At 47.8% G+C, this 21,921-nt stretch carries 12 protein-coding genes; all 12 read right to left on the bottom strand.

Annotation, left to right across the window (positions count from 1 at the left end):
• Positions 1 to 528 precede the first annotated feature (528 nt).
• Positions 529 to 741 carry a hypothetical protein gene (locus A3850_RS07130; RefSeq protein WP_068215176.1) on the bottom strand — a complete coding sequence of 71 codons (213 nt, stop codon included), beginning with the start codon at positions 739 to 741 and terminating at the stop codon, positions 529 to 531.
• 7 nt (positions 742 to 748) lie between these two features.
• Positions 749 to 1,810 (bottom strand): IS630 family transposase, encoded by a 1,062-nt coding sequence (locus tag A3850_RS07125; RefSeq protein ID WP_068215175.1) that lies wholly within the window; start codon positions 1,808 to 1,810, stop codon positions 749 to 751.
• Complete coding sequence (locus tag A3850_RS07120) at positions 1,801 to 2,175, bottom strand: hypothetical protein (RefSeq protein WP_068215174.1); 375 nt, start codon at positions 2,173 to 2,175, stop codon at positions 1,801 to 1,803. Before A3850_RS07120 ends, A3850_RS07125 begins: the two co-directional genes overlap by 10 nt.
• Positions 2,176 to 2,246: 71 nt before the next feature.
• Entirely contained in the window at positions 2,247 to 2,930 is a 684-nt protein-coding gene (locus A3850_RS07115; RefSeq protein ID WP_157500962.1) for a hypothetical protein, read from the bottom strand.
• A 38-nt stretch (positions 2,931 to 2,968) separates the two neighbouring features.
• Complete coding sequence (locus A3850_RS07110) at positions 2,969 to 3,289, bottom strand: DUF6572 domain-containing protein (protein ID WP_068215172.1); 321 nt, start codon at positions 3,287 to 3,289, stop codon at positions 2,969 to 2,971.
• Positions 3,290 to 3,868: 579 nt separating this feature from the next.
• The gene (locus A3850_RS07105; RefSeq protein WP_068215171.1) at positions 3,869 to 4,282 is read right to left on the bottom strand and encodes a contact-dependent growth inhibition system immunity protein; all 414 of its coding nucleotides are present in this window, start codon (positions 4,280 to 4,282) and stop codon (positions 3,869 to 3,871) included.
• Between the two features lie 7 nt (positions 4,283 to 4,289).
• Positions 4,290 to 11,327, bottom strand: a complete 7,038-nt coding sequence (locus tag A3850_RS07100) for an RHS repeat-associated core domain-containing protein (RefSeq protein WP_197494005.1) — start codon at positions 11,325 to 11,327, stop codon at positions 4,290 to 4,292.
• A 52-nt stretch (positions 11,328 to 11,379) separates the two neighbouring features.
• Entirely contained in the window at positions 11,380 to 12,084 is a 705-nt protein-coding gene (locus A3850_RS07095) for a hypothetical protein (protein ID WP_157500960.1), read from the bottom strand.
• A gap of 22 nt (positions 12,085 to 12,106) precedes the next feature.
• Positions 12,107 to 18,052 carry a hypothetical protein gene (locus A3850_RS07090; protein WP_157500958.1) on the bottom strand — a complete coding sequence of 1,982 codons (5,946 nt, stop codon included), beginning with the start codon at positions 18,050 to 18,052 and terminating at the stop codon, positions 12,107 to 12,109.
• A gap of 10 nt (positions 18,053 to 18,062) precedes the next feature.
• A complete protein-coding gene (locus A3850_RS07085; RefSeq protein ID WP_068215167.1) occupies positions 18,063 to 18,641 on the bottom strand; it encodes a hypothetical protein in 579 nt (192 codons plus the stop codon).
• Complete coding sequence (locus tag A3850_RS07080; protein WP_157500956.1) at positions 18,638 to 19,744, bottom strand: hypothetical protein; 1,107 nt, start codon at positions 19,742 to 19,744, stop codon at positions 18,638 to 18,640. Before A3850_RS07080 ends, A3850_RS07085 begins: the two co-directional genes overlap by 4 nt.
• Before the next feature lie 14 nt (positions 19,745 to 19,758).
• On the bottom strand, positions 19,759 to 21,918 hold the full coding sequence (locus tag A3850_RS07075) for a hypothetical protein (RefSeq protein ID WP_157500954.1): 2,160 nt from the start codon (positions 21,916 to 21,918) through the stop codon (positions 19,759 to 19,761).
• Between the last annotated feature and the right edge of the window lie 3 nt (positions 21,919 to 21,921).

The following is a 21,921-nucleotide window of genomic DNA, read 5'->3' as shown; positions in this document are numbered from 1 at the left end:
GCTTAACGCGATTTTCGGCCGTTGGCTCCTGACCTCCAGGTCGGGTTTTAGAACTTTCAGTACTTCTTAATTGGCACTTCTTTTGTGACCAAAAGAAGCAAAAGTCTTGTCCTGTGCAGGTGGCTTAACGCAAAATTTCTTCGGATTAGCTAAACGCTGCCAACTCGCTATAAAATTTGTTTTTCAGGCAGCGCCAATTGTTTGCACTAAATAGAAGGCACAGTTCAATTCTGTTTTAGCTCGAACAGTGCAGCGTTCTTAACGCTAATCCGAAGAAATTTTACTACCACCAGCAAGGGACGGATAATCACCGGAAAATTAGACATGCTGCCGTCTAAGATTTAAAATCTAGCGTCTAACGTCCCTCAAGCCTTTCTGCCGAGAAATCACTACCACGATTAAGGGACGGGTGAATACCACGGCCTTGAGATCTGCCGTCTAAAATCTAGCCTCTGAAGTCCCTCCCAATCTTCAGGTTAGTTATGTAGAAAGTTCTGCTAAATCACCCTTACCGCCTCAAGGTCCCAATCATTCACCTGATGCTGTCGTAATCAAAAATTTCATTGTATCACCCCTGCTGAAGAGGGTTGCCGTGTCTGCTTCGAGGTAGTAATCCATTTGCATCATTTTGAACCCGTCGCTATTGGTGAGCACCAGAGTTCCTTCATCGTCGGTGTATCCAAGTGTTCCTACTCCATCTGCGGGAGATTCAAGAATTACGGAATCTTGGTCAAAAGTCATATACGCATCACGAAGAGGTTTGGGACAAATGCACGGAAGTGCCTCCTACTGTCCTGAAGTTTAAAGTCAGTAGGCTACGTAATTCTTCCTTATACAATTTTATCCCACCCAGAAATGAAACGATGGCCGATTTAAATTCACTAGACTTCTCGTAATAAGTTGAGTTCAATATCTTAACCCGCATAAAGTGCCACAGGCGCTCGATTAGGTTCAGGTTAGGCGAATAGGTTGGTAGATAAACGAAGTCGATCCGTTGGCTATCCGCCCACTCCGTTAGCATCTTGTTGCGATTGTAGCGAGCGTTGTCACAAATGAAGTAGATCTTTTTGCCCGGATGTTTGCGTAGTAACTGGCGGCATAAACGCTGAGTAGACTGAGCATTGATGGTGTCAGCAATCTCGTATACCAAATGTTCCGGCTTGAGCGCATTGACGGCCGCATTAATATTCACTCGCTGTCGACCATTGTTGCAATCCACTTCGAAATCTTCCCCTTTGCGTATCCAGCCGCGACTCGTCTTTGTATTGTGAGTAGGATGACAGCCATCAGCATAGTAAACAACTGCATCACCGGTGGCTACCTCTTCTAAAAGCGCGGGTAGTGCTTCCTCAACGAAGGCACACTGTGCTTCTTCGTCAGCCTTAGCCGGCACGGACTTACTCTTCTTGAACACGAACCCAAGTCGGTGCAACAAATCGGTCATACCGCCAACGCTGTAGTCTACCCCAAAGCGCTCGAGGACGTAGGCGGCAATGGATTTTGCATCAGGGTATAGGTAATCATCCAGATGCTTAGCTAAGGCTTCTTCTTGCTTCTCAGTTAACCGACCGGTGTAAGCCACATAGCTATCGTCCAGAAAGTCGGACAGACCGGCTTTGTAATAGGCGCGATGGTAACGATAGATCGTATTATCATCAATACCCAGTGCCGCCTCAATTGTCTTAACCGAATGGCCTTGGTGCAGCATGATGAGTACCGTTACTTTGCGGTAACGCCGCTTTGAAAGCCCAGCTGTGTTTTGTTCCAGCTGAAGTGCTTCGAGTTCATCCTTGGTTAGTATTAGCGACATAGCCCTTTAAAAACATCCCGTGTCCCAAACCAGTTCAAGAGAGGTATAGTAAGTTTTGAAGAGGGATCCGCTACGTTGACCTCTTGAAGGATCTTGCCCTGAAAAATAGAATCTTTGTCCTCGATGTTAACCATAATCAGGAAACTAATGGCGGTTCCTACCACAAAGAGGTAGAGAGGACCTTTAGCCTCGCGCCCGCTCAGCCATAGGGCTACACCAATGAAGATGGCCGCGAATACGCCCGCTATGGACCACGCGAGAAGACCCTCGGTATGATTTTGGGTTAGGGCGTGCAGTGCGCAGAAGAAAACGATGGTTCCTCCAAGGATGGATAGAGCGATGGTCGGTTTGGATGCATTAGACATGGGCGGGGTCAGATAATCTACATAGACAGTAGCAATGTGGTAGGATTCAATCACTAAGTGGGCAAACCAGCTCAATCCCCAACCCCAACCCCAACCCTGATCGATGATGAGATGGCACTATCAGGGTTCACGACCAATTCTCCTTCTACCGTCACGGAATTCAGAATGAAGGCAGCTAATTCGTAAAATGCCAGCTCATCTACGCCCGTGATTGTAAATACACGAACGTAGTTTTCCGCGTCTGCCATCAGGTAGTATTGGACTTTGTTTTCTCCGATGCTACTGTACAGCAGCACGGCATCGGTTTCATCTAAGGTGAAGCGTTCGATGCTCCCTTCCGGGTAGGCGTTGGGGAATTCTACATCCTGCAAATACGCTCCCATCGCACTCGTTGAAATCGCCGATGCCTTGTCGTTTACGTACATCGAAAAGTACGCTACTCTGCTATCTGCCGGAGCGTTGAAGAAAAAACCGGTACTATCCTTATGCGTTAACGCCCAATTGTTTGGAGCAATGCAAGTGATGGCGCCGTTGGACGTGGAGTATTTGGTGAAGTCAACCGTTTCCCCGTCGATAGGGAGGCTGAAGGTGTCGGGAAATAGACTAGGGTTTCCCCAACCAGATTCTTCAACTTCGGAGGCCTTTTGCAGTAGTAGGGAGGCGTCTTCCACTACCAGGTGTTGGGGTGCATTGGAGCAGGTTGTTGCCAATAAAAGGATGACAAAATAGACTTCAAACCTGACGATTGCTCTCATTGAGGATCATAATTTTATTTAGGCCAGGCCCTTATGTCTTATTGGTCTCTATACTCCAACACCACCTCACGCTCCATAAAATAGGGAGTGATTACCCGGTAGAAATCCTCGCCAATCGAAGGAACAGGGTATTTACACCTTACGCTGACGACTACTTGTAGCCCCTGAAATTTCATACCACTAGCCCCGAGTTCACCAGACTCCACGTAAACTAGATACGCGTAAAGTTTGCGCTGTAATGATCTGAGATGACTTTCCACGTCTTCCCAATCCAGATGATTACTGATGGTTAAAATCACCCGTTTTCCATCCTGGCTCGTTGAAATGAAATCAATGACTTTGGGGTTGTCGATGGCCACGGGTAGGTCGGTGTTGTTTTTGTTGTTCCCGAAGATACGTGTTCCCGCAGAGCATTCGCTCTTAATAGAAAAGGAGCAGTTTCTCTCTCGCTGGCCTTCACGTGACCGATTAGAGGCCTACCTACCAACACCCCAATTTTAGCAGCCACCCACCACAACGCGTTAAAGTTAGCCCGCTAGGCCCGCAAATGGCACGGGTTATCGCCCAACTCACCATCGACGACGCCATCTTGGATCGTCTGTTACCCGAAGTCCGTTGAATAGAACTTGAGGGCAAGAGTCCAAGAAAAGCGTCAGGTAAATTATCTTCGTTATCACTGTTTAGCGCAGGCTCTCAACAGGGGTGGGCAGTACTCCGGAAGAGTAGGGTCAGTGGTATCGGAATATGCAGCGATATAGAAATATCGTTGTCGAAAATATTAACTAAGCGTTACCCGGTTAATCTTAACAATTAGTTCGGCAAGCTTGTAGATGGTTATTCCGGATGTGTCGAGGCGCAGACCGTCGGAGAAAATTAGGCAACGTAACAGCGGTTCTCAGTTTAGCTATAGAGGCTTTTTTGAAGGCACCTACATGAAACTATGAGATCATATCGATCCACTTTTTCCCAATTTCGCGATCAATGTCATCTCCTTCCATAAGTTCATTCAAAACATTTTTATTCTCCTTTAGAATTTTTGTAATTCTTAGGGCTAATGATGGCGATTCCAACCAAAAATTCTTTGGAATATTGAGAGTGGCCTTTAATAAATCACCTTCGTAATAATCTCCTTCAGCTAAAATATTCTTTTCCAAAAAATCGAGAGCTATTGGAACAGATATCAATAAGCCAATTCTTTGGCTTATTAAAAACCTGACGTCTTCGACATCAAGATCCGAAATAGCTTTATTGTATAACTTAAAAGAGTTTTTAAGAACGTAAGAGTCATTATCGGCAGGCGCGGCACCTAGCCAACGAAGGCCTGCCTTTTCTGATAAAGTTATATTATTCATAGAATTGTTATTTCCGAGCTTTCCGCTCCGCCTGTTTAAGAACTTTTTGAACTTGATCTTTTCGTTTTTGAACTTCCTTATATAAACTTTCCGCTGCTTCGAGAGAATCTCCATCAAAATCACCAGAGTCAATTTGCTTTCTTAGCTTGGCTAGTTGTTTGCCCATACCGCCTAAAGCTTGTCTGACTTCTCCAATATGGTCCCAATATGTTCCATCTGATTTTTTAATACCGCGTCCAAACAAATCCTTAGTCGCCCCAACTAGGTCACTTTCGGATAAATGATCTCCCTGATTGTTGAATTTTTTAGTGTAGCGTTCGATTATATCAGCGCCTTTTCCAGAAAGACTTGAGTTCAGTCCGAGTTTCTTCCAAGCCTTACCAGCGATCTTACTTGCACTTGACGCTAAAGCCTCAAAACGCTGAGTGATTTTATAAATCGCATAGCCTTGTTCTCCTAATTTAGCTGCACCGTAAGCATCGCCCGCAACAGGTACAAACTCTATCACGTATTCCCACCATGCCTGCGATGTGGCCAGATCAATTGCGTCTAAAGCATCTTGACCGAGTTGCTTCGCCCAACCTTTAGACATATACGCTTTAAGTCTATTCTTTATTAGTCTTTCAACTGTTTCTTTTGCAGCTCGCCTTAGGCCCGCTTTAGCAACGGCTTTGGCAAATATTGATATTGGACTTTCTCCACTCGGATCAATATAAAATACGGGATTATTAAAGCTATAGTTATAGGGTGACAGTGGGGCAAAACTGTCTGCCAGAGGATCGATCGAACTCCATTTACCAATAGATGGATCATAATGACGCGCTCCAAAATCATACAAATTTGTGACGTCACTGATTTCTTTTCCAGCAAATGAGAACTTATCATCAAATGATTCATCAGAGTGATGCCTCTCATTAATAATATGGCCAAAGCTATAAAAATCTTTTGCCGTCCTGACATACGCGGAACAACTTGTAGAAGCACTCGATATCAACTTTTTTCGATCACTAATAGTTGCTATTACTGAGCCTACTTGATTAGACAGAAAGTAACTTTTTTTATAATATTGGCTATTATTTTCCTCTATCACAGACACTAAATCAGACTCAAAATAAAACGAACCTAACTCTTCTATCCCGACTATAGATTGACTCTTCCAAATAAATTCATTTTCATTTAAATACTCATATCTGGCTAGCTCGGCACCCAAAGCATCACGCACATAAACCGTATTTTTTACTATTCCTTTACTATTCGTCTTACGCTCCACCCATTTCATACCATCCGGCCCATAAGACAAATTCACACTAGCCCCCGCTGCCAGCGCATATCGCTTGGCGAAGCCTGTGGGGTAGTATTCGATGTCAGAGATGCCTTTGGAGACGTCTTGGATCATGTTGCCCGAGGCGTCGTAGGCGTAGTTGCCCGGGGCTTGGTCGTCGAAGTCGCCTTGGTAAGAGGCGGCGGGCCTTGAATCGTCTACGTACCGGAGTTTGTTGGTCCCTTGCTCGTAGCGATAGGTCATCCAGTCCTGGAAGTTGCCATCTTGGTTGCTGCGCGCAAGGTTGGTGATGTTGCCGTTGAGGTCGTAGGATAGTAGCTCACGGAACCTTTGGGTTTGGGCACTGCCGGACCAAGTATAGGCTTCCAGGTTAGGGTCGAGGTAGGCACGGTTGCCCTTCAAGCGACCAATTTGATCGTACTGATAAACGTATGCGATTGGATCCAGCTCCTGGATATCTAACTGTACGTTGCGGATATTGCCATTGTACTGGTTGGGACCATCGAGTTCCATCCGCCAGTACGTAGCCATTTCGATGGCTTTCGCTGGGTTGGTGTTGATCTGCTTGTAGTCACCCTGGTAGTAACCTAGGGTATAGGCGATAGCATCTTTTGCGACGAGTGGGTTTTTGTCGTACCCATCGCCGCCCATGTCGCGGCCGGTACGTGCGGAGCCATTGACGCCCTTAAGCCACCCTTGTAGCGTATAGGCGTAATCAAGACCCTGAACCCGCTGTTGCCCCAGGACGGTACGGCTGAGTGCCCCGTGATCATAGTAGCTGTATTCGGCGTCCCGCTCCCAGAACATATCCTCCGCGTAGTCGGTGGAAATGACGCTGGTGAGTACTTCCGTCAACTCATTATTCTCATTGTAGCGGTAGCGGTAGCTAAATTGATCGGCCTGGCCTTTTTGGTAGAACAGTGCGTTAATATTTCCACTCAAAAAGTCGTACTCGTAATCCATTCGCTTATACTGCTGGCCGATGGATGCCAGTTCAGCGTAGTCCTGAATGAGTACCGATACGTTTCCTACGGCGTCGTATGCATAGTGGGACGCGAACGCAAATGTGTCATCATCATCGTCGTTCACGGCTTCCCAACTGGTCATGGCAACGCGGTTACGCAGGTTTCGATCCCGCACATCAGACATGGCCGGTAGTTGCCCGGGCGCCAGGTCGTAGTAGGTTTTGGTGACATTGATCCGCTTGTCAGCCGAGAGGCCGTTGGTGAGGTTGTACCAATCCAATGGGCTCAGTTTCCCGTCGGGGCTGACTTTAGCGGTTGCTATCAGCTCCCCACTTTCTTTTGGCCGGCTAAGTGGGTCGTACTCCACGTAGCTGTACAAGTTGGCGCCATCTTCCGCGGACCCGTCTCGCTGGCGGCCCTCCTGGGTAAGGACGATCCGGCCAATCTCATCGAACCAAGCGTACTTAACGTCGGCATCGGGGCTTTTTGTCTTGACGACTTTATTCAGGGCGTTATAGGTGTAGTCCGTTGCGTAGCTGTGATCCGGGTAGGTAGCGGGACTTGTGCCATTGCTTCGGTGAGCCGCCGCCGCCGCAACTTCAGCGTCCGTGAGTAAATCGACCCCTTTTGGGGGAACGGTACGCGCTAGATTACCCGCCTGATCGTAGTAATAAAGGGTATAGTAATACTCCTGGCTTAAAGAGGTAGCGGTGAACGTTTCCTGGCCGTTATCCAGGCAATCCATCACGTACTTACTGTTGAACTCACGGCGGAGTTCGGCGGCCAGTTGTCGCCGCAGGTTAGCGGCTCCGGTTGCTGCTTGTTCCTTAAGCGCCCCGACGCAGGTCAATGCATCCAAGTCTTCTTCATTTACCGGAAGGGGGCAGATTATATTGCTTGCCCCGTTCCCGGCACCCGCGCCAGCGCCCGGACAGGAATCCAGGAATAACCGATAATCTTCGTCAGAGCGGGAGAAGCCGAGGGCACGGTTGATGTATTTAGCCAATAGATCGTAGTAGAATGGGCTGGATTCATCGCAGGCTTCGTTGGCGTCGAAAGTGCTTTTAAGTTGATTGATCTGATCGCAATCCTGGCAGACATTGCAATCGAGATAAAAGGGCAGAGAAATGCCCTCCGTAAGTAATTCGTTGGTGGTACCGGCGTTGCAGGAGGCTTTAATTTCATCGATCTCTTCCTGAACGAGTGTTGGCCCACCGAACTGGGCGAGGTAATCCTCGAAAGTTTCGAAGGTTTCAGGGTTAGCCTGGTAATCCGCTTCCAGATTGTTGATCTGGTCGCAGGCACAGGTATTGGCGAGGGTTTGCACGGTGCGGCCACCGGCGTAAGCAGGGGTTTCGTAGGGGCGGGGCTCCGTTAGGTTATACACGGAACAGCCTTCGGCACAGTCCAGAGACATACCGTTCATAACCCGAGCGACTACGTCATCGAAGCTGGTGTCGCCCAAGGCAGTCGGTTGGCCCATTGGGGTGGTTGAGGAGCCGTTAGGGTGCTGGATGTCACAACCCGACTGGCACACCTGGATGAGGCCGGCGCGAATTTCGTCTCTTTTATCTACTGGAATACACTCTCCCAGTTGCCACAACCAGGCATCGGCGCTCGTTTCGCAGCTAGCCTGGCAATCAGCGATGAAGATGGCTTCATCGGCTTCGAAGTCTGCCTGAATTTGATCAAGATCGACGGGGCCATCCGGGCTTTCCACGTTAATAACGCGGCGCTGTTTGGTGGCATAATGATTAGGTGAAGTACCGTTGCAGGCGGTCAATTCAGTATTGCCGATACATTCGACAACTGGATTACAGTCGTCCAGCTGAGCGCGTTTTCTGGCAATAATCCCCTGTTTGATACTGTGGTAGAGGGTAGCATATAATTCCCAGGCAGCGTTATTTTCTCCTTCGGTGCCACCGCCAATGCCGACATTACAGGGGCCATCCTCGGGGCCGTAGATCGTGGTAGTAACGTAGGAAATTACGGAAGTGCCCGGCACGATGTTGGCCAAAAGGCTATCGCGCAAGTTCACGCAATCGTAGCCGGCGCCGCCCTCCGCGAAAAATGGGTTGTTAATAATATTACCGTTTGCATCGATAATACCTTCAGCGAGGGCCGTTTCGTAATCGAGGACGTCTTCCATGGCGGCGTCGAACTGGCTATCCTGCTGATTATTTTGATCAAGGCACCATTCCTGGTAAATACAGTATTCGGGGTGGTGGTGCTCGATGAGGGTGCTGGTCCAGCTGGCTTTCCAGTTAGCCAAAAACATGTCAATTGGTAAGTCATTCGGGCTGACCATTGCACCCGCTTCATTGCGGACCCTGTCAGGAATACCGTCTGCGTCCAAATATACGAATTTATTCTTCTTATAAACGTTATCGTAAAAGATGGAAGTAGGGTCGTTGCTACCAAGCATCCCAGTTTCCGGATCATATTCGTACAGCGCATACTGCCCGCCGGGGGAGACGTCGTTTTCCATGGAGATACGGATGGCGTCACATTCCGTTGCCAGGTAGCAGGGGGCCATACATTCCTCGACGGTTGCCTGATAGGCAGCCTGAGCGGCGGAAGTGGCCTCAGCGTCACTCATCCCTCCAGCGATGAACTGACTTTTCAGTTCATCGACGAATGAAGTTTCGCTCCCGAGGGAGAGGACACATTCTTCGCAGGTTTGGTCACAACCAGACGTATCCATTTCCATGAACAGGTCGTTCGTTAATTCTTCGAGGGAGGGCAGGCAGTTGGTTTTAGAGATAAAATCATCGGCTGCAGCTACCTTGAGGTCTTCGGATACGCGAAGTGTTTTCGTGATGGTGTACTCACCGACCGTGAGCACTTCCGAAAAATTCAAATCGGTAGAGGGGGTACTACCGGAGCACCCGGGTAAAAAATCCGCTAATTCAATATTACGAGCGGTTTGTTCTGCCAAAATTCCATTGCCGGCGCTGCAATTCGTGGCCGTAATACGGATGGTGACGTCGTACGCACAGGTGTAGCATAAATCGTCATCATCGCAGGGTGCGCCGCTCGTCCCCGGGGTAAGGGAATAATTGAACGTATGCGTACCAGCGTTAGTAACAACTATTTTTTCGGTTGATTCCAGGAGTGCATCCTGACGTTGGTTATTCAATACACTGACCGTAGATTCCTTGACGGTAGCGTTGAAGCCTTGATCGAGCTGAGCAACGTTATCCGGCGCGTCACCGGCAAGCGCGGTAGCTATTTCCCGGCCCTTTGCATCGACGTAGGCTACGCGAATTTGGCCGTTGGCGTCAATGCTCGTGTTCTTCAGGTAATGGTGAGCATCCCCTACGTCGTTGCCAAATAGGCGATCGAGTTCGGCCTGATTAGGTTTACCGTAGAAGTACTGGGTATCGTGCTCTCCCCCAAATTTGAAGGTTTTACCCACGCCACTCTGCCGGCGGATCCTGCCCGACTCATCGGCCGTCCATTCGGTGACGGAGTAGGGGTAGCCTTCCGCTTGGGGTAGATAGGCGTTATTGCCTTCATTCTTGCGAGGATTGGTAGGTGAAAAATAGCGGGCGGCGCCAGTAGCCTCACTCATCGGTTTCGGCTCCAGACTGCAGTCACCATCGAAATCCTGACTCAGGTATGGCCGGTGGGAGGCTCCTTCATCCACGCTGGCAAATTCAGGATCATAAGCCATCGACACGTTTTCCGTGGGTGCTGGCAACACATTGATCGCGGGGCGCCCGTGGCGATCGTAGACTGGCTGAGAGATGATGGCTCTGCCAATTTTATTGGACATAGCTACCTTCTGGCGGGTACGCAACGTACCGTCGTAGTATTCTACGCTGGGAAGATTTTTCCCCCCCTCGATGTAGGTCGTGCTCGCTCTCCAGTTGAGTTCGCTTTCGAGGCCCTTTACTTTTACTACGTCGCCACGTACGAGATTGATGGGCCTGTTAGAACTCCATTTTCCGTGGCGGCGCAGGCCCTGAGCATCGTAATGAACAGTACGTACACGGTAGAAGATGGCTCCTTTCGGATAGAGTAATTCAACTTTATGATTGAGTTTATTTACCGTGACCCTAGTTGCGTTATTCTCGTACAGAGAATTATAGTCGGAAGTGGCCGTTTGGTTAGCGTACACTCTTTGGCCAATCTCGCTTACCTCATCAAAAAACACCCACTCGAGGTCAAATTCGCTGATCCCCTTTATAGCGGCCCACTTTAGTTCAAGCCGTTGTTCGCTACCAACTGCACTAAGCGTGTGGCTAGGTTCGGAGATAAGATTTGGATTAAACTTTGGAACGAGGTCGGCAAAGATTTCTCCGGTAAGGCGCATGGGAAAATGCAGCCCCGTGAAGGTACTGGGATCGGCTACCGTGAGACTAACCACTCGGAAGTCCATCTTAAAGGCATCCGGATACTTTCGAAACACGCGCCAGGTGGATCGAGCTGCGGGATCTGGATCGTAGGCTAGTTCCAGCGATTCCATCAGAATACGGGTGGGCGCGGCGCCGGGTGAAGTTGTTGCTTCCCAAAGTGCGACCTCTACATCCAAAAGGTAGGTGATTGGCTGGTCAGGACGTGGTTGCTGCGATTCTTCATCAATCTCGAAAGCTAAAGTAGCTCCTGCTTCTCTCCACGTATCAATATCTTGAAGGAACGTTGGAGATAGGTAATCAGCGCATACAACGTCTTCCGACATACCTGCCTGCAGAGGATAACCGGAGATACTTTTGATATCGCGCCGAACCTGCGCGGTCAATAAAACCGGTAGAATAAAGAGGAGACTGAGAAATAATCGCTTAAGCAGATTCATAGTAGAGTATCTAAAAGGGCGAGGTGCAGCTAATAATAAAAGGTCGAAGTGGCTAGTCGACGAGGCTATACTCGGCGAACTCACTGGTGAGGCGAGGTGACTCACCATTTGTTTTGACTACCATTTCCGGCGTTATTGGCATATCTGGCTGAGCTACGTAGTTACCGTATTTAGCCACGATGTGGTGCTGATCGTATTCATAGTAGAGATCCGGCGCGTTGGATAGATCTATGGTAGTGGCCATGATTGACGGTAGCCAGGTAGCCTGATCGTATTCTACTTTAATGACCGTATTGGTGAGGCCCGGGGCACAAAACGAAACGGCGGATTGGCCGTCACCGGGGTTGTACCTAAGAGGAAATAAGCGAAGCTTTTCCATGATCGGCCGTAAGTCTTCCGCGAGGATGGCGGGGGGATCATAATCCAAGCTATCCGGATGAAAAGCCTGGACTTGTTTTTGGACGTGATTGATGAAAATAACGCGATTATCCGTTGCGAGATAGGTGACGTCAGCAGAGCTGAAAAAGGCTTCACCGTTCACTCCATTCCAGATGGTAAATTCTGATTCCCCAACAAGTTCCTGTTCTTTTATTCCTTCGTAGAGCTCCAGGTTTACCGTGTACTGGGTAGCTTGTAAATCCGAAAGCGCCGCGAGGACTTTTCCGTAATCCTGATAAGCTACATCGGTGCTGGTCTGTGCAAATGGTTGGCCCGCTATACACACCATAAATACCAGCAATAAGATTGATCTAATCATGTCGATAGTGATTTAATTGAGTTTATTTAGCGCCGCGCTTTAGAACGGTTCTTTCTTCCTGAACGGTTTGGATTCCGCTATCCGTTTCTCGCTTGAGACGGATCATTTTTCCTTCATCGTCGTACTCATAGAACGTAGCGTAGTTATTTTCATCCAGCGTTGCCATGAGGCGAAGACTAAAGGGATCGTATACGTAGGACTTCATACTGCCCAGCAGTGGTTGGAACCGGAAGTCATCGACGTAAGCTTTCTCGTCTCCTCGGTTAGCGAAGGAGATAAACATTTGCGGTGCTGAAGCCGGCGCGGTGAAATGAGCTTCAATGCGCTGCCAGCCTTCAATTACCGGGCCCGTGGGAACGCCGGCTACCGCCACGCCGGAGTTGGCGAATAAAACATTGATACCGATATCCTGCGGAAGTGCGTTGGATGCTTTTGAAGTCTCCGTAGCAACCCACGCGGACAGATAGTAGTCTTTATCCGGCGATGGATTGAGAATTGGCAGACAACTTTCACAAGTTGTTTTAAATACTGTATCCGGGTTAGATACGTATACCTGCGGTTCTTTACCAATACCCCGGCAATCGGTTAGGTTTACGATCGCCTGCTGGCGCGCTAATGGATTGATCTCCATACTGTACTTTCCGGTATGAGCTTCCGTACGGGTTAGGTTGACACCTTCCGGGGCTTCTTCCGGCACGAATAGTTTCATATTCTTTGGAAGCCGGGCGGCGGCTCCACAGTCAGAGGAGAAGTCGTAATCCTCAAAGCCATCAAAGAATATTTCTTCGTACTTCGAGTTGGCGGCGACGGCCGTGGCTAAGGTTCCGTTATAACCGAACAGCGCAGAGGAATAGATATTGAGTGCATCGAACTGTTCTAGCTGGTTGCCCCGGGTGTCAAACAGCGTAGCCGTTGAAGCTTGCCTCCACCCTCCGTTGTACCATCCATTCTGATTGAAAGCCAAATTATTACCACTCCAAACCCACGCCGGAGCGAAGTCAACCAAAGATCCACTGGTACGAATTCGCGGGCTGCCGTTGATAATTTCTGGTGTACGCTGGTTGAGTAGCGCGTACGTTTTCTCGGGGCGCCAATTGCCGAGCATGCCTTCTATGTATGGATTGATTTGCTCGGGGATAAATTCTTCTTCCCCACAAATTTCCTGGTTTGCCCCGCAAGGGATTGTCCAGGTATCGCCATACGTCATGGCGCTAGCGTTGATCACGGGGCTTGCTGGATCAATCCGAACAGAATTGCCTACGATTGGCGATTCCAGTGTTTGAACGTTACCAACGGTAGTGGTTAGCATATTGCGGAATCCCGATCTAATGACCTTAAGGTCAACGGCGGGGCGATCGACGACTTCACCGGATGCGTCAATAATTTTAAGGGCGCCTTCTACCTCGGCTGTGAAATACCGGACGGCATACCCACCATCGGAACTATTCACGGCCAGCAGTTCATCTCCGGGTTCTAGGACCTTATTTACCAGCGTCGAGGAGGTGCCAGTTACCGTGCCTTCATTTAGCGTAACGTTCTTCAGGAACGCGCCAATATTCTGTGAGGCGCTGCCCATTCCTTCGTACGCCCAGTGGGCTGGGTAGGAGAAATTATAGACTGGGTCACCAAACTCGTTTTCGGTAGTGGACAGGAGCACCTCTCCGGTGTAATCATCGTACAGGGTATTTGAACTGGTAATTGAGGAACCATTTTCTGTTACGGTCACCCGATCGATCATTCCCTGGCGGTGAATTAGTTTAGTAGTTACCGCGCCCGCGAACTTCTTCTTTTGAGTTTGGATTTTCGGCCACGGGGCAATGACTAAGGCTGGGAAGATGACGATAGGGAATGCATCTCCATTCAATGCTAATCCTCCGGTTTTGGTATCACTCTTTTCTTCAAAGAGTTCTTGCCATACTTTGGTCGTCACACCGATTTCGCGGTCATTGATAGTACCCGAGGCATCTACCGTCGAGACGTTACTCTCGAGTTGCCCATTAGCTTTTGTACGGTAGTGGTAGGTTGAAGAGCTCAGCAAGCCTCCGTTTCTGTCGTGACTGGCCATGCCTTTTACCTGGCCATGCATGTTATTCGTTTCCACGCTGAAGCCCTGAGACATTCCCATTGCGTCGACGACGTTTATTTTAAGGAATTTGAGTAGCGGATTAGGCTTGACGCGCACTGATTTTGGCGTCGTGTTCCTTACGATGGTCGGGAAGTCTTTAGCCGTGTAGAAGAAGTGCTTTTTGTAACCAGTGTGCGATCTTAAATCTCCATCGTTAGCAATATCTTCCACTTTGACCTCACTGTACCCTACACTGGGCGAAGGAAAGAGTGACTCTCCGATGGGTGTTTCACTATAGTGCAAGCTTTTCGGTGCAAGCGCCTGGTGGTCTTCGTATTCCAGCGGTTGTCGCATCAGGTTTTCTTCACCTCCGTTGGCTGGTTCGAAGGAAGCCACGCCACTACTGATTGTGATTTCTTCGCCATTGACCACCTTAGTAGTAGTGTAGGTGTAACGTTGACCGTAGACAGCGTCGACGCCGACCTGATCGGCCCATTTGTCAGAGATCTTAATTTCTTTGACACGACTACCGCCGCCTAGTTTCTTGTAATCAGGATTGCAGAGTCTTAACCACGATTCATTGTTTGTTACCGCGACTTCCTTACCCCAACCCTTTTTCATGGAGTTTTTTTCAAACCCGCGAATGAGATTTCCGATTTCCTGACCTAGACCCGCCAACGATTGTAGGGCGGCTTTAAGCGCTCCTTCCGTCATTTCATCATCTGACTGGATACCAGGGTAGGCGAGTTCCGGCCGGTAGGACCGCATTACCTGCAGCGCCGCAAAGGTGATAGGGTTCACCTTCTGTCCGTTTCTCTTGGTATCGAGTAGTTTAATGGGTATGGACAAGTAGTTGCCCTGGATCTGAGCGGTACGGCCGCCAGATTTATCGTACGTCATGTAACCTTTGACGCGTTCATCTTGCCCTCGTTTATTCAGATCTACTTTGCAGTCGAAGTAAATTTTATCTACGTTCTCGAGAAAGGCTTTTCCGATGTCATTCTGCGTGTACCCTTGGGGAACTTTGACGACGACGCGGTCCATCAGGTCAGAAGGAGAGGTATAGAGATTCGCGGCACCGGGGCCGATCGGATCGCCAGTCTTTGCGAAACCTACAATAGGAAACATTTGACCGGCACGTGCATCCTGAACGTATGCGTAATCGTCGGACTCGTAAGTGATCGTAATTTCTCCGCCGCTTGGGTTCGTGATCTTAGTAAGATTCCACGCCTGAGTGTTGGCTTGAGTGAGGTTACCGGCGTCACCCTGAAGGACGTAGGGGTACAGGTGATTGGCAGGGTATTGAGTGCCCGTGGTAGGGTTTACTTGCCGTGTTCCCCAGCGGTTGTACTGACCGCCGTTGTAAGGAAAGTTGAATGCATCGTTGTATTCGAACTCGTACTTGTTGAATGCACCCTGTAAACTTTTACCGTAAGTAAAGTAAACCTTTTTCAAAGTTAATTTTCCGCTACCGGGTTGGCTGGTATTAGGAATACCCGGACAAAGACTGTAGTCATATTCAAAATGAACCGTTTTGATTGGCACTGGCTCTCTTCCGATTGTCTCACTTGCTCGTAATTCGGCCTTTGTGAAGAGTTCGATCTTTTGAAGCCGTTGTGATACCTCACTGTTATTAAGGCCTCCATTTTCTCCTGCTACGCCGCGAGCATCCTGACGATCTTCTGTGTGAAAGAAAGCGACCATATTTCTGCTCTCAATGGAATGCGCGTACCACAGTTCCTTTTCGCCGTAGAGGTAGCTGGCCTTATCGTCAGCATTTAAAGAAATTAGGTTCTCGTGGTAACGGGCGGTATTCTGAAGAAATGGGCTTCTCCATTTGAAGGAAGCGTCGCTCCTGGTGTAATTAAACTTCACGGCATCGCCATTGTCATCATCCGAAATACCATCTCCGGTTCTATCAATGTAATCTGGCGATAGGATTGCACTCAGCAGATACGCATTTGCGTAACCTGGCATTTCCTTGGCATTGAAGTACTTGTCCTTACCAACATTGTTGCGCGTGGAGTTATCGTTGCCCTGGTACTTTACCAATCCATAATTTGAACTGGTGGGGGATTTTGTCCCAGGAAGAAACCGTTCGGTATCTACGCTAAAGCTGACTTCGCGTTGCTTCGTGTTGTACACTGGATGGCCGAATACGTAGCGTTGGCCTGATGGTTGCGTAATGTTGATTTCAGAAATATGATGTGCCTTCCTGGCTCCATCAATTCTTTCTAGCTTCTGGACGTTGCCAACGTTACACGTTGAATAAGTCCGTGTATTCTTCGGGTAGCTTTTGATCTTGCGATCGAGGCCCACAGCATTTGCATCCGCCGCCGTAAGGTAGTTAATGGCTTGCGTACGCTTCTTTCTGGTGCCAGTGGCGTTATTGACATTAGATGATAGGTTCTGAGCGGTAGTAAAGCGACCGTTATCTGACTGCTTCAGGAAAGCATTTTTTGCAACGACTCGATTTCCAGATTTCTTTACGTTGAGCAAGGCCGGTTTATCCTGGTTGAGACCAAGAGTATAGTCATTCTCATCGTGATTCAATTCGCTATCCATGGATAGGTAACTGGCCTCGTATACGCCGCTGCCCTCAGTAAATCGCATGAATGGTTTAGCCTCATTATGCTCCCAATCTCCTTTGGTCACTTCTACACCCGTCACCGTAATATCGCCACCAAAGTGAGCAAACAGGCCGGCGCCAAGCTCCAGACCTAACTCAGCGGAGGTTGAGCCGTTACGCGAACGTCCCGGACGAAATTGACCAAGATCATTACGCTTTACCGAAAATTGGCCACCGATACCATGTGCCACTGCAGAAAATATATCTGGCGTACCGTAGGCAATTGGCATATGGGGGGATTTGACCTTTACCTGGCCATTCAATTCAGTATTATAATCGAGAATATCTAGGTCGCTTTCAGCATTTTGTAAATACAGGTAACCATAGCCAGGTTGGGAAGCGCTCTTGTAGGCTAGCCGCTGGCGACTGTAGTATCCATCAACGGTGAGGTTGGGGTGCCCTCCAAATAGCTCAAGCCCTGCGGTCAGGTGAAAGAGAAACGAAGTGGATGCCATTGGTAGTGGCGACGTGGGCGTATAGCTAAAGTTGTTGATGCCATTAAATTGAATCGGACCATAGTTCGCAACCCCGACCTGATAATTGAATGCCGTAAGACCTTGGCGTGAATTGAATCCGGCACTGATATTTTGAGTAGTTGAGAGATTTTGCTTATTGTGACTCGCCAAACCGGTGTTAGCTGATAGGCTGAGCCCCGAAGACGGTGCGTAATCCAAGCCTAAACCAGCGCTAAATGTTTCCGCATCTGAACTGATTGCCATACTCGGCCTCAAACCTAATTTCATTTCATATCCTCTGCGCGAGTTGTAAGTCATACCTACCGAGGCTCCTAATTGCAGCCCAAGCTTACCAGCCTTTTTCTTCTGACGCCGCGAAAGTTTGAGTTTATTTATTTTCTTACCGAATAACTCAACGGACAAGCCCGTAGTCACCCCAAGGGTTGTCTCCGGAGCGATACTGTTTTCTACCCTTATGTTGTCGCCATTAGCATCATCGGCGATACCTCTAACGTTCCTGTTTATCATACCTGGAGTGAGATTCCAGCCTAAACCCACCCAGCTAGCTTCATCATCCATGCCTGGGTTAGATTGGTAAGCCAGATTGATTGGGTAACCCCCAATTTCCAGCAACGGAATGTTGTGTTTGAAATCTCCCGTAAATAGGTCAACCATATTAGATGTCCCAGACTGCTGGAACCCCTGAAATTCAGGTTGGGTCGGCCCACTAGTGAGAGCCAGAGCTACCGCAGGGAAGAAAGCCTGATTGAGCAAACATATTGCTAAAAACAAGGCAATTTTCTTAGATATCACTTTCATAGTTGTAGGATTAAGGCTCGTAAATTGTTGGCGCAGCGTCTAAGGAAAGGGTAACGGGATCAGTGTTCAACAAATCGTTTGTAAACGATAGTGAAATAATCCTATCCTCACTACCGAATTCGTGAGGGCGCGCAAAAACTAAGTTGAAGGTGAAATCATCATCTCCTGACAACAAAGTTTCCGAAGCACACAAAAGCGGGGGAAGTGAATTGCCATTAAATGATGCACTGAACAAATCACCACATGCATAATTCAATGCATGCTGTATCGGGCTCCAGTCTGCCTTGCGACTAATTACTAATTCTTTAAGGGAACTATTTATACTAGAAATTCTACAGGTAATAAAAATGTGATCATTCAGAGCAGTTATCAGACTATCTCTCTCAGGCTTGGCGAATTCATCATTCGAATATCTCCGCTCAAATACGGCTTGAGTTGATTCAATGGCTGCGCTGTACCGTATTCCGTCAACTTCAACAGACTCTGCAACAGGATTGCTCGGACGCATTTGGAGGAGAAAAAAGGCAATTCCTCCCACAAGCAGACTACAGAGTATAAGTAACCACCCTTGTTTACTTATCGCTTTCATTCCACTATGTCTTTAGTGATGAAATTGAGGTACAATCGCTTTCCAGAGGGCTCTATAACCTCTAGCATGTATACTTCTTTAGGATCAAGATCAAATCTCTTTTTAATCTTAATCCTTAGTTGATTTAGCCCATTTACCAACTTTAGATTGGGTAGTTTTTCTATTGAGCCAGTCAAATCAGTGGCCTCGTAAATCCGATAGTTGAGTACTTCGCTTCCGTGGTAATTGTCGTAGGCAAATCGGATTTCCGACTCGACTTGATACGGCATTCCGTCCTGGCTTGATTTAAGGCGTCGAAACGATCCGTCTGGCGCTACATCTTCAGCCACTCTTTCCTCGCCGATCTTGAAAGTCCACACTTCAGTTGTTCCTACTGGAATGTCACCGATGCTTGCTGTCACCTGCCACGCATACTCCTTATCCTTTTCTAACGGGATTCCGCCAACGGGGTATACAAGTACTGTATTTCCCAGACCATATACATCTAATAATGGGAAATTTGTAGTTAATGCTTCAATTGAAGACTGATATATCTCCTTTTCAACTAGCCTTAGTGAATAATTGACTTTGGTAGGGTCAACCGGCGCTACGGGCAACCAGGTCAAAACTGGATTTATCGTTTGTATGACCTCAGTATTTCGAGGGGTAGATAATCTCGGTGGTGCTAGGTTTACTGGCGCATCTTCGTAACAGTACTCTCCTAAAATATTCTGTTGATCGATGGTCACAAAACGATAGCAATACTTAAATTGAGCGAAGGAAAGGCCAATTCTTTCAGCGCTCAGTTGGTCGGAGAGGGAGTTATATGCAAACGAATTTTCCCATTCAATGAGTTTCCCTGTAATTCGCTCACCTGCTTGTAAAGTCACCAGTCGAGATTGAAGGTTTGCTATCTGACCGGACCTACTGTCTTGAACTAATATCACTATAAAGCCTTCAGTTAATTGGTTCGATGTATTTAAAATCTGTACGTCGAAAAGCTGGTCCGCCGTATATAATGGCATCCCCTGACGGAGCGGCAAGATGTTCACCTGCCCCACGACGGGCAATGCACCAATACAGAGCATTAACAACAGGAAAGTTCTTATCCAATTAGCATTCATGATGTTGTTATTATTTAAAGGCGCTTGATAATTCTTAATGTTCCCATATAGCGATCGCTGCTTTTGCTACCGGATAGCGAATGCTGATAGGTCATATTGGCATCGCAGCTTATTTTAGGCGTCAGGCTGATGCCTAAGGTGTTGCTTGTGCCATAGAGCCTACCCTCTGCGAAAAAAGGATCGGTAAGCGTCTCAAGTCCAATTGATATCCGAACTTTAGATTTGGAGAGGCCCGTACTCAGACGGTGGATTGATGATACCTGACGAGCGCCGGTTTCGGATGCAGCACCAGTCGTACCTGGAGTATTGTATGTCGTTTGCGTCAGGTTATAGGTAAGACTCACCGCAGAAGGCCAAACTACAGTTGCCAGCTGATATACGGTAAAGCCCTGGCTTTGCCAATTATTTTCGTTGAAATTAGACTCACTAGTAAAGTTGGTCACCCCACCATTCAGAATTAAACTCGTACCACGGAAGTCTGTCCGATAATTGTACTGCCCGGCGTAGACGAAATTTTTATTCTCTGTTTTACCGAAAGCAGTAGTACTGTATTGATTGACAAAGTTTGGGGAAACTTGCGCTGACAGATAAAGGGATTTTATCGGTCGGTAATTTACCCTACCAATAATTTGTCGCTGTACAGTTTTGGGAGCCCTGGTTTTCTTTAAACTCGTGCCACTTCTCAATTCCGCACTGATTGCTAATTTGTTACCGAGGTTCCCGTCTACTTGTACCGTTATCCCTTTTTGATTGGTCTGTAAAAATGGGTTTCCCACCGTCAAGTAGTTGTCGCCAACGTAGAAGAAGCCCGCACCTACAGTTATGTTCTCTTTAAACAGTGCAATCTTCCCGCCCACTTCTCCAGCGAGGTTTTCGGGTCCACCTACTTCAATTTGATTATTACCCGTCCAGTCATTAGCGCTGACGGCAACCTGGCCGTTTAAGCTGATGAGCTTACCAATTTTTGTCTCTTGAGAAACAGAGGCTACGTTATTTAGGCTCGGCTGAAAAGCATCAGCAGTACTCGTTCCGACTCGCTTGCTCCTAAGGTAGGTCACCTCAAACCGAGTTCGATCTTTTATTTCGTATCCTCCTTTTAGAAATACTATATCTCTATTTGAGACTGTATTTAAAATTTGATTTCCGACGAGAGGTGAAATAAATGAATTTAGCGCTCTGCGACCGTAGGCGACTTCTAACGAGACTGGACCTACTTCAAGTCCGTAAGCCAAGCCATTCATCGGCAATGATTCCGCCACGTACCAATTTCCATTTAGTGAAGATCTACCGAACTGTAGTTTTTTAGAAGCGGCAAGCAACCGGGTGCCGAACGATAGGGATCGGTTACGAAGAATAGCCTCTTGAACATTTTCAGGGTTGGTGACTTGATCAAGTTTATTCTTTTGATCTTTAACCGCAGTAGTAGCCGCAGTTAGTTGATCCCCGTAGTAATTCTTTCTGGCTTCCCATTCATTCCGGTAAGAGTTGGCAATTGCTTGTAGCTGGTTTTGCTCTTCTCTCATGGAGGTCACCAAAGCACCACCTGCTTCTCTAATTGAATCAATATTGCCCGTCACATCATTCTGAATACGCTGCAGCTTTTTATTGGCGTTTACCAATTTATCATTATAGACTTGGCTATTAACAATGCGCTGCATAAGTTGGTACCGTGCTTCTTTAATTAAGACCTCCGATTGTTGCAGACTGGGGGCGTCTAGAGCTGGTATATCCTTTCTTTTGCGTAGTATTTCTTTATACTTTTCCTGCCAGCCGGAAAGGAAAGCTTGATAATCAAATTGTACTGAGATACTTGAAAGATTTCGACTAAATTTTCCATTGGGAGCCACGATATGTGCTTCAACGGAAGCGGGCAGGCCTAATGCCCCTCCTTCCAGACGGAAACGTGAAGAAGCATAGTGGCTCACCGCTCCGTGTTCAACATGATTGGCGGACTCACTAATAGGACTTCTGGCGAATAGTCTTCCTTCTAAGAATCCCTTTAAACGCTTCGGAGATCGTGCCGGAGGAATCGCTACCGTGCTATCAAGTGGTAATAGATCGATAAGATCGCGGTAATCGTTATCCGTAAGAATACCATCATCTACCACCAGATTGATCGTGCCTTCGTCGAGTAGGCCGTTCGCTACCTTACGAACTATGGATTTTTTATCCATAGA

Origin of the sequence: Lewinella sp. 4G2 (assembly GCF_001625015.1) — a bacterium.
GTDB lineage: Bacteria > Bacteroidota > Bacteroidia > Chitinophagales > Saprospiraceae > Neolewinella.
Note: the sequence above shows the minus strand (reverse complement) of the source record. Positions and strands in the feature narration are given on the sequence as shown.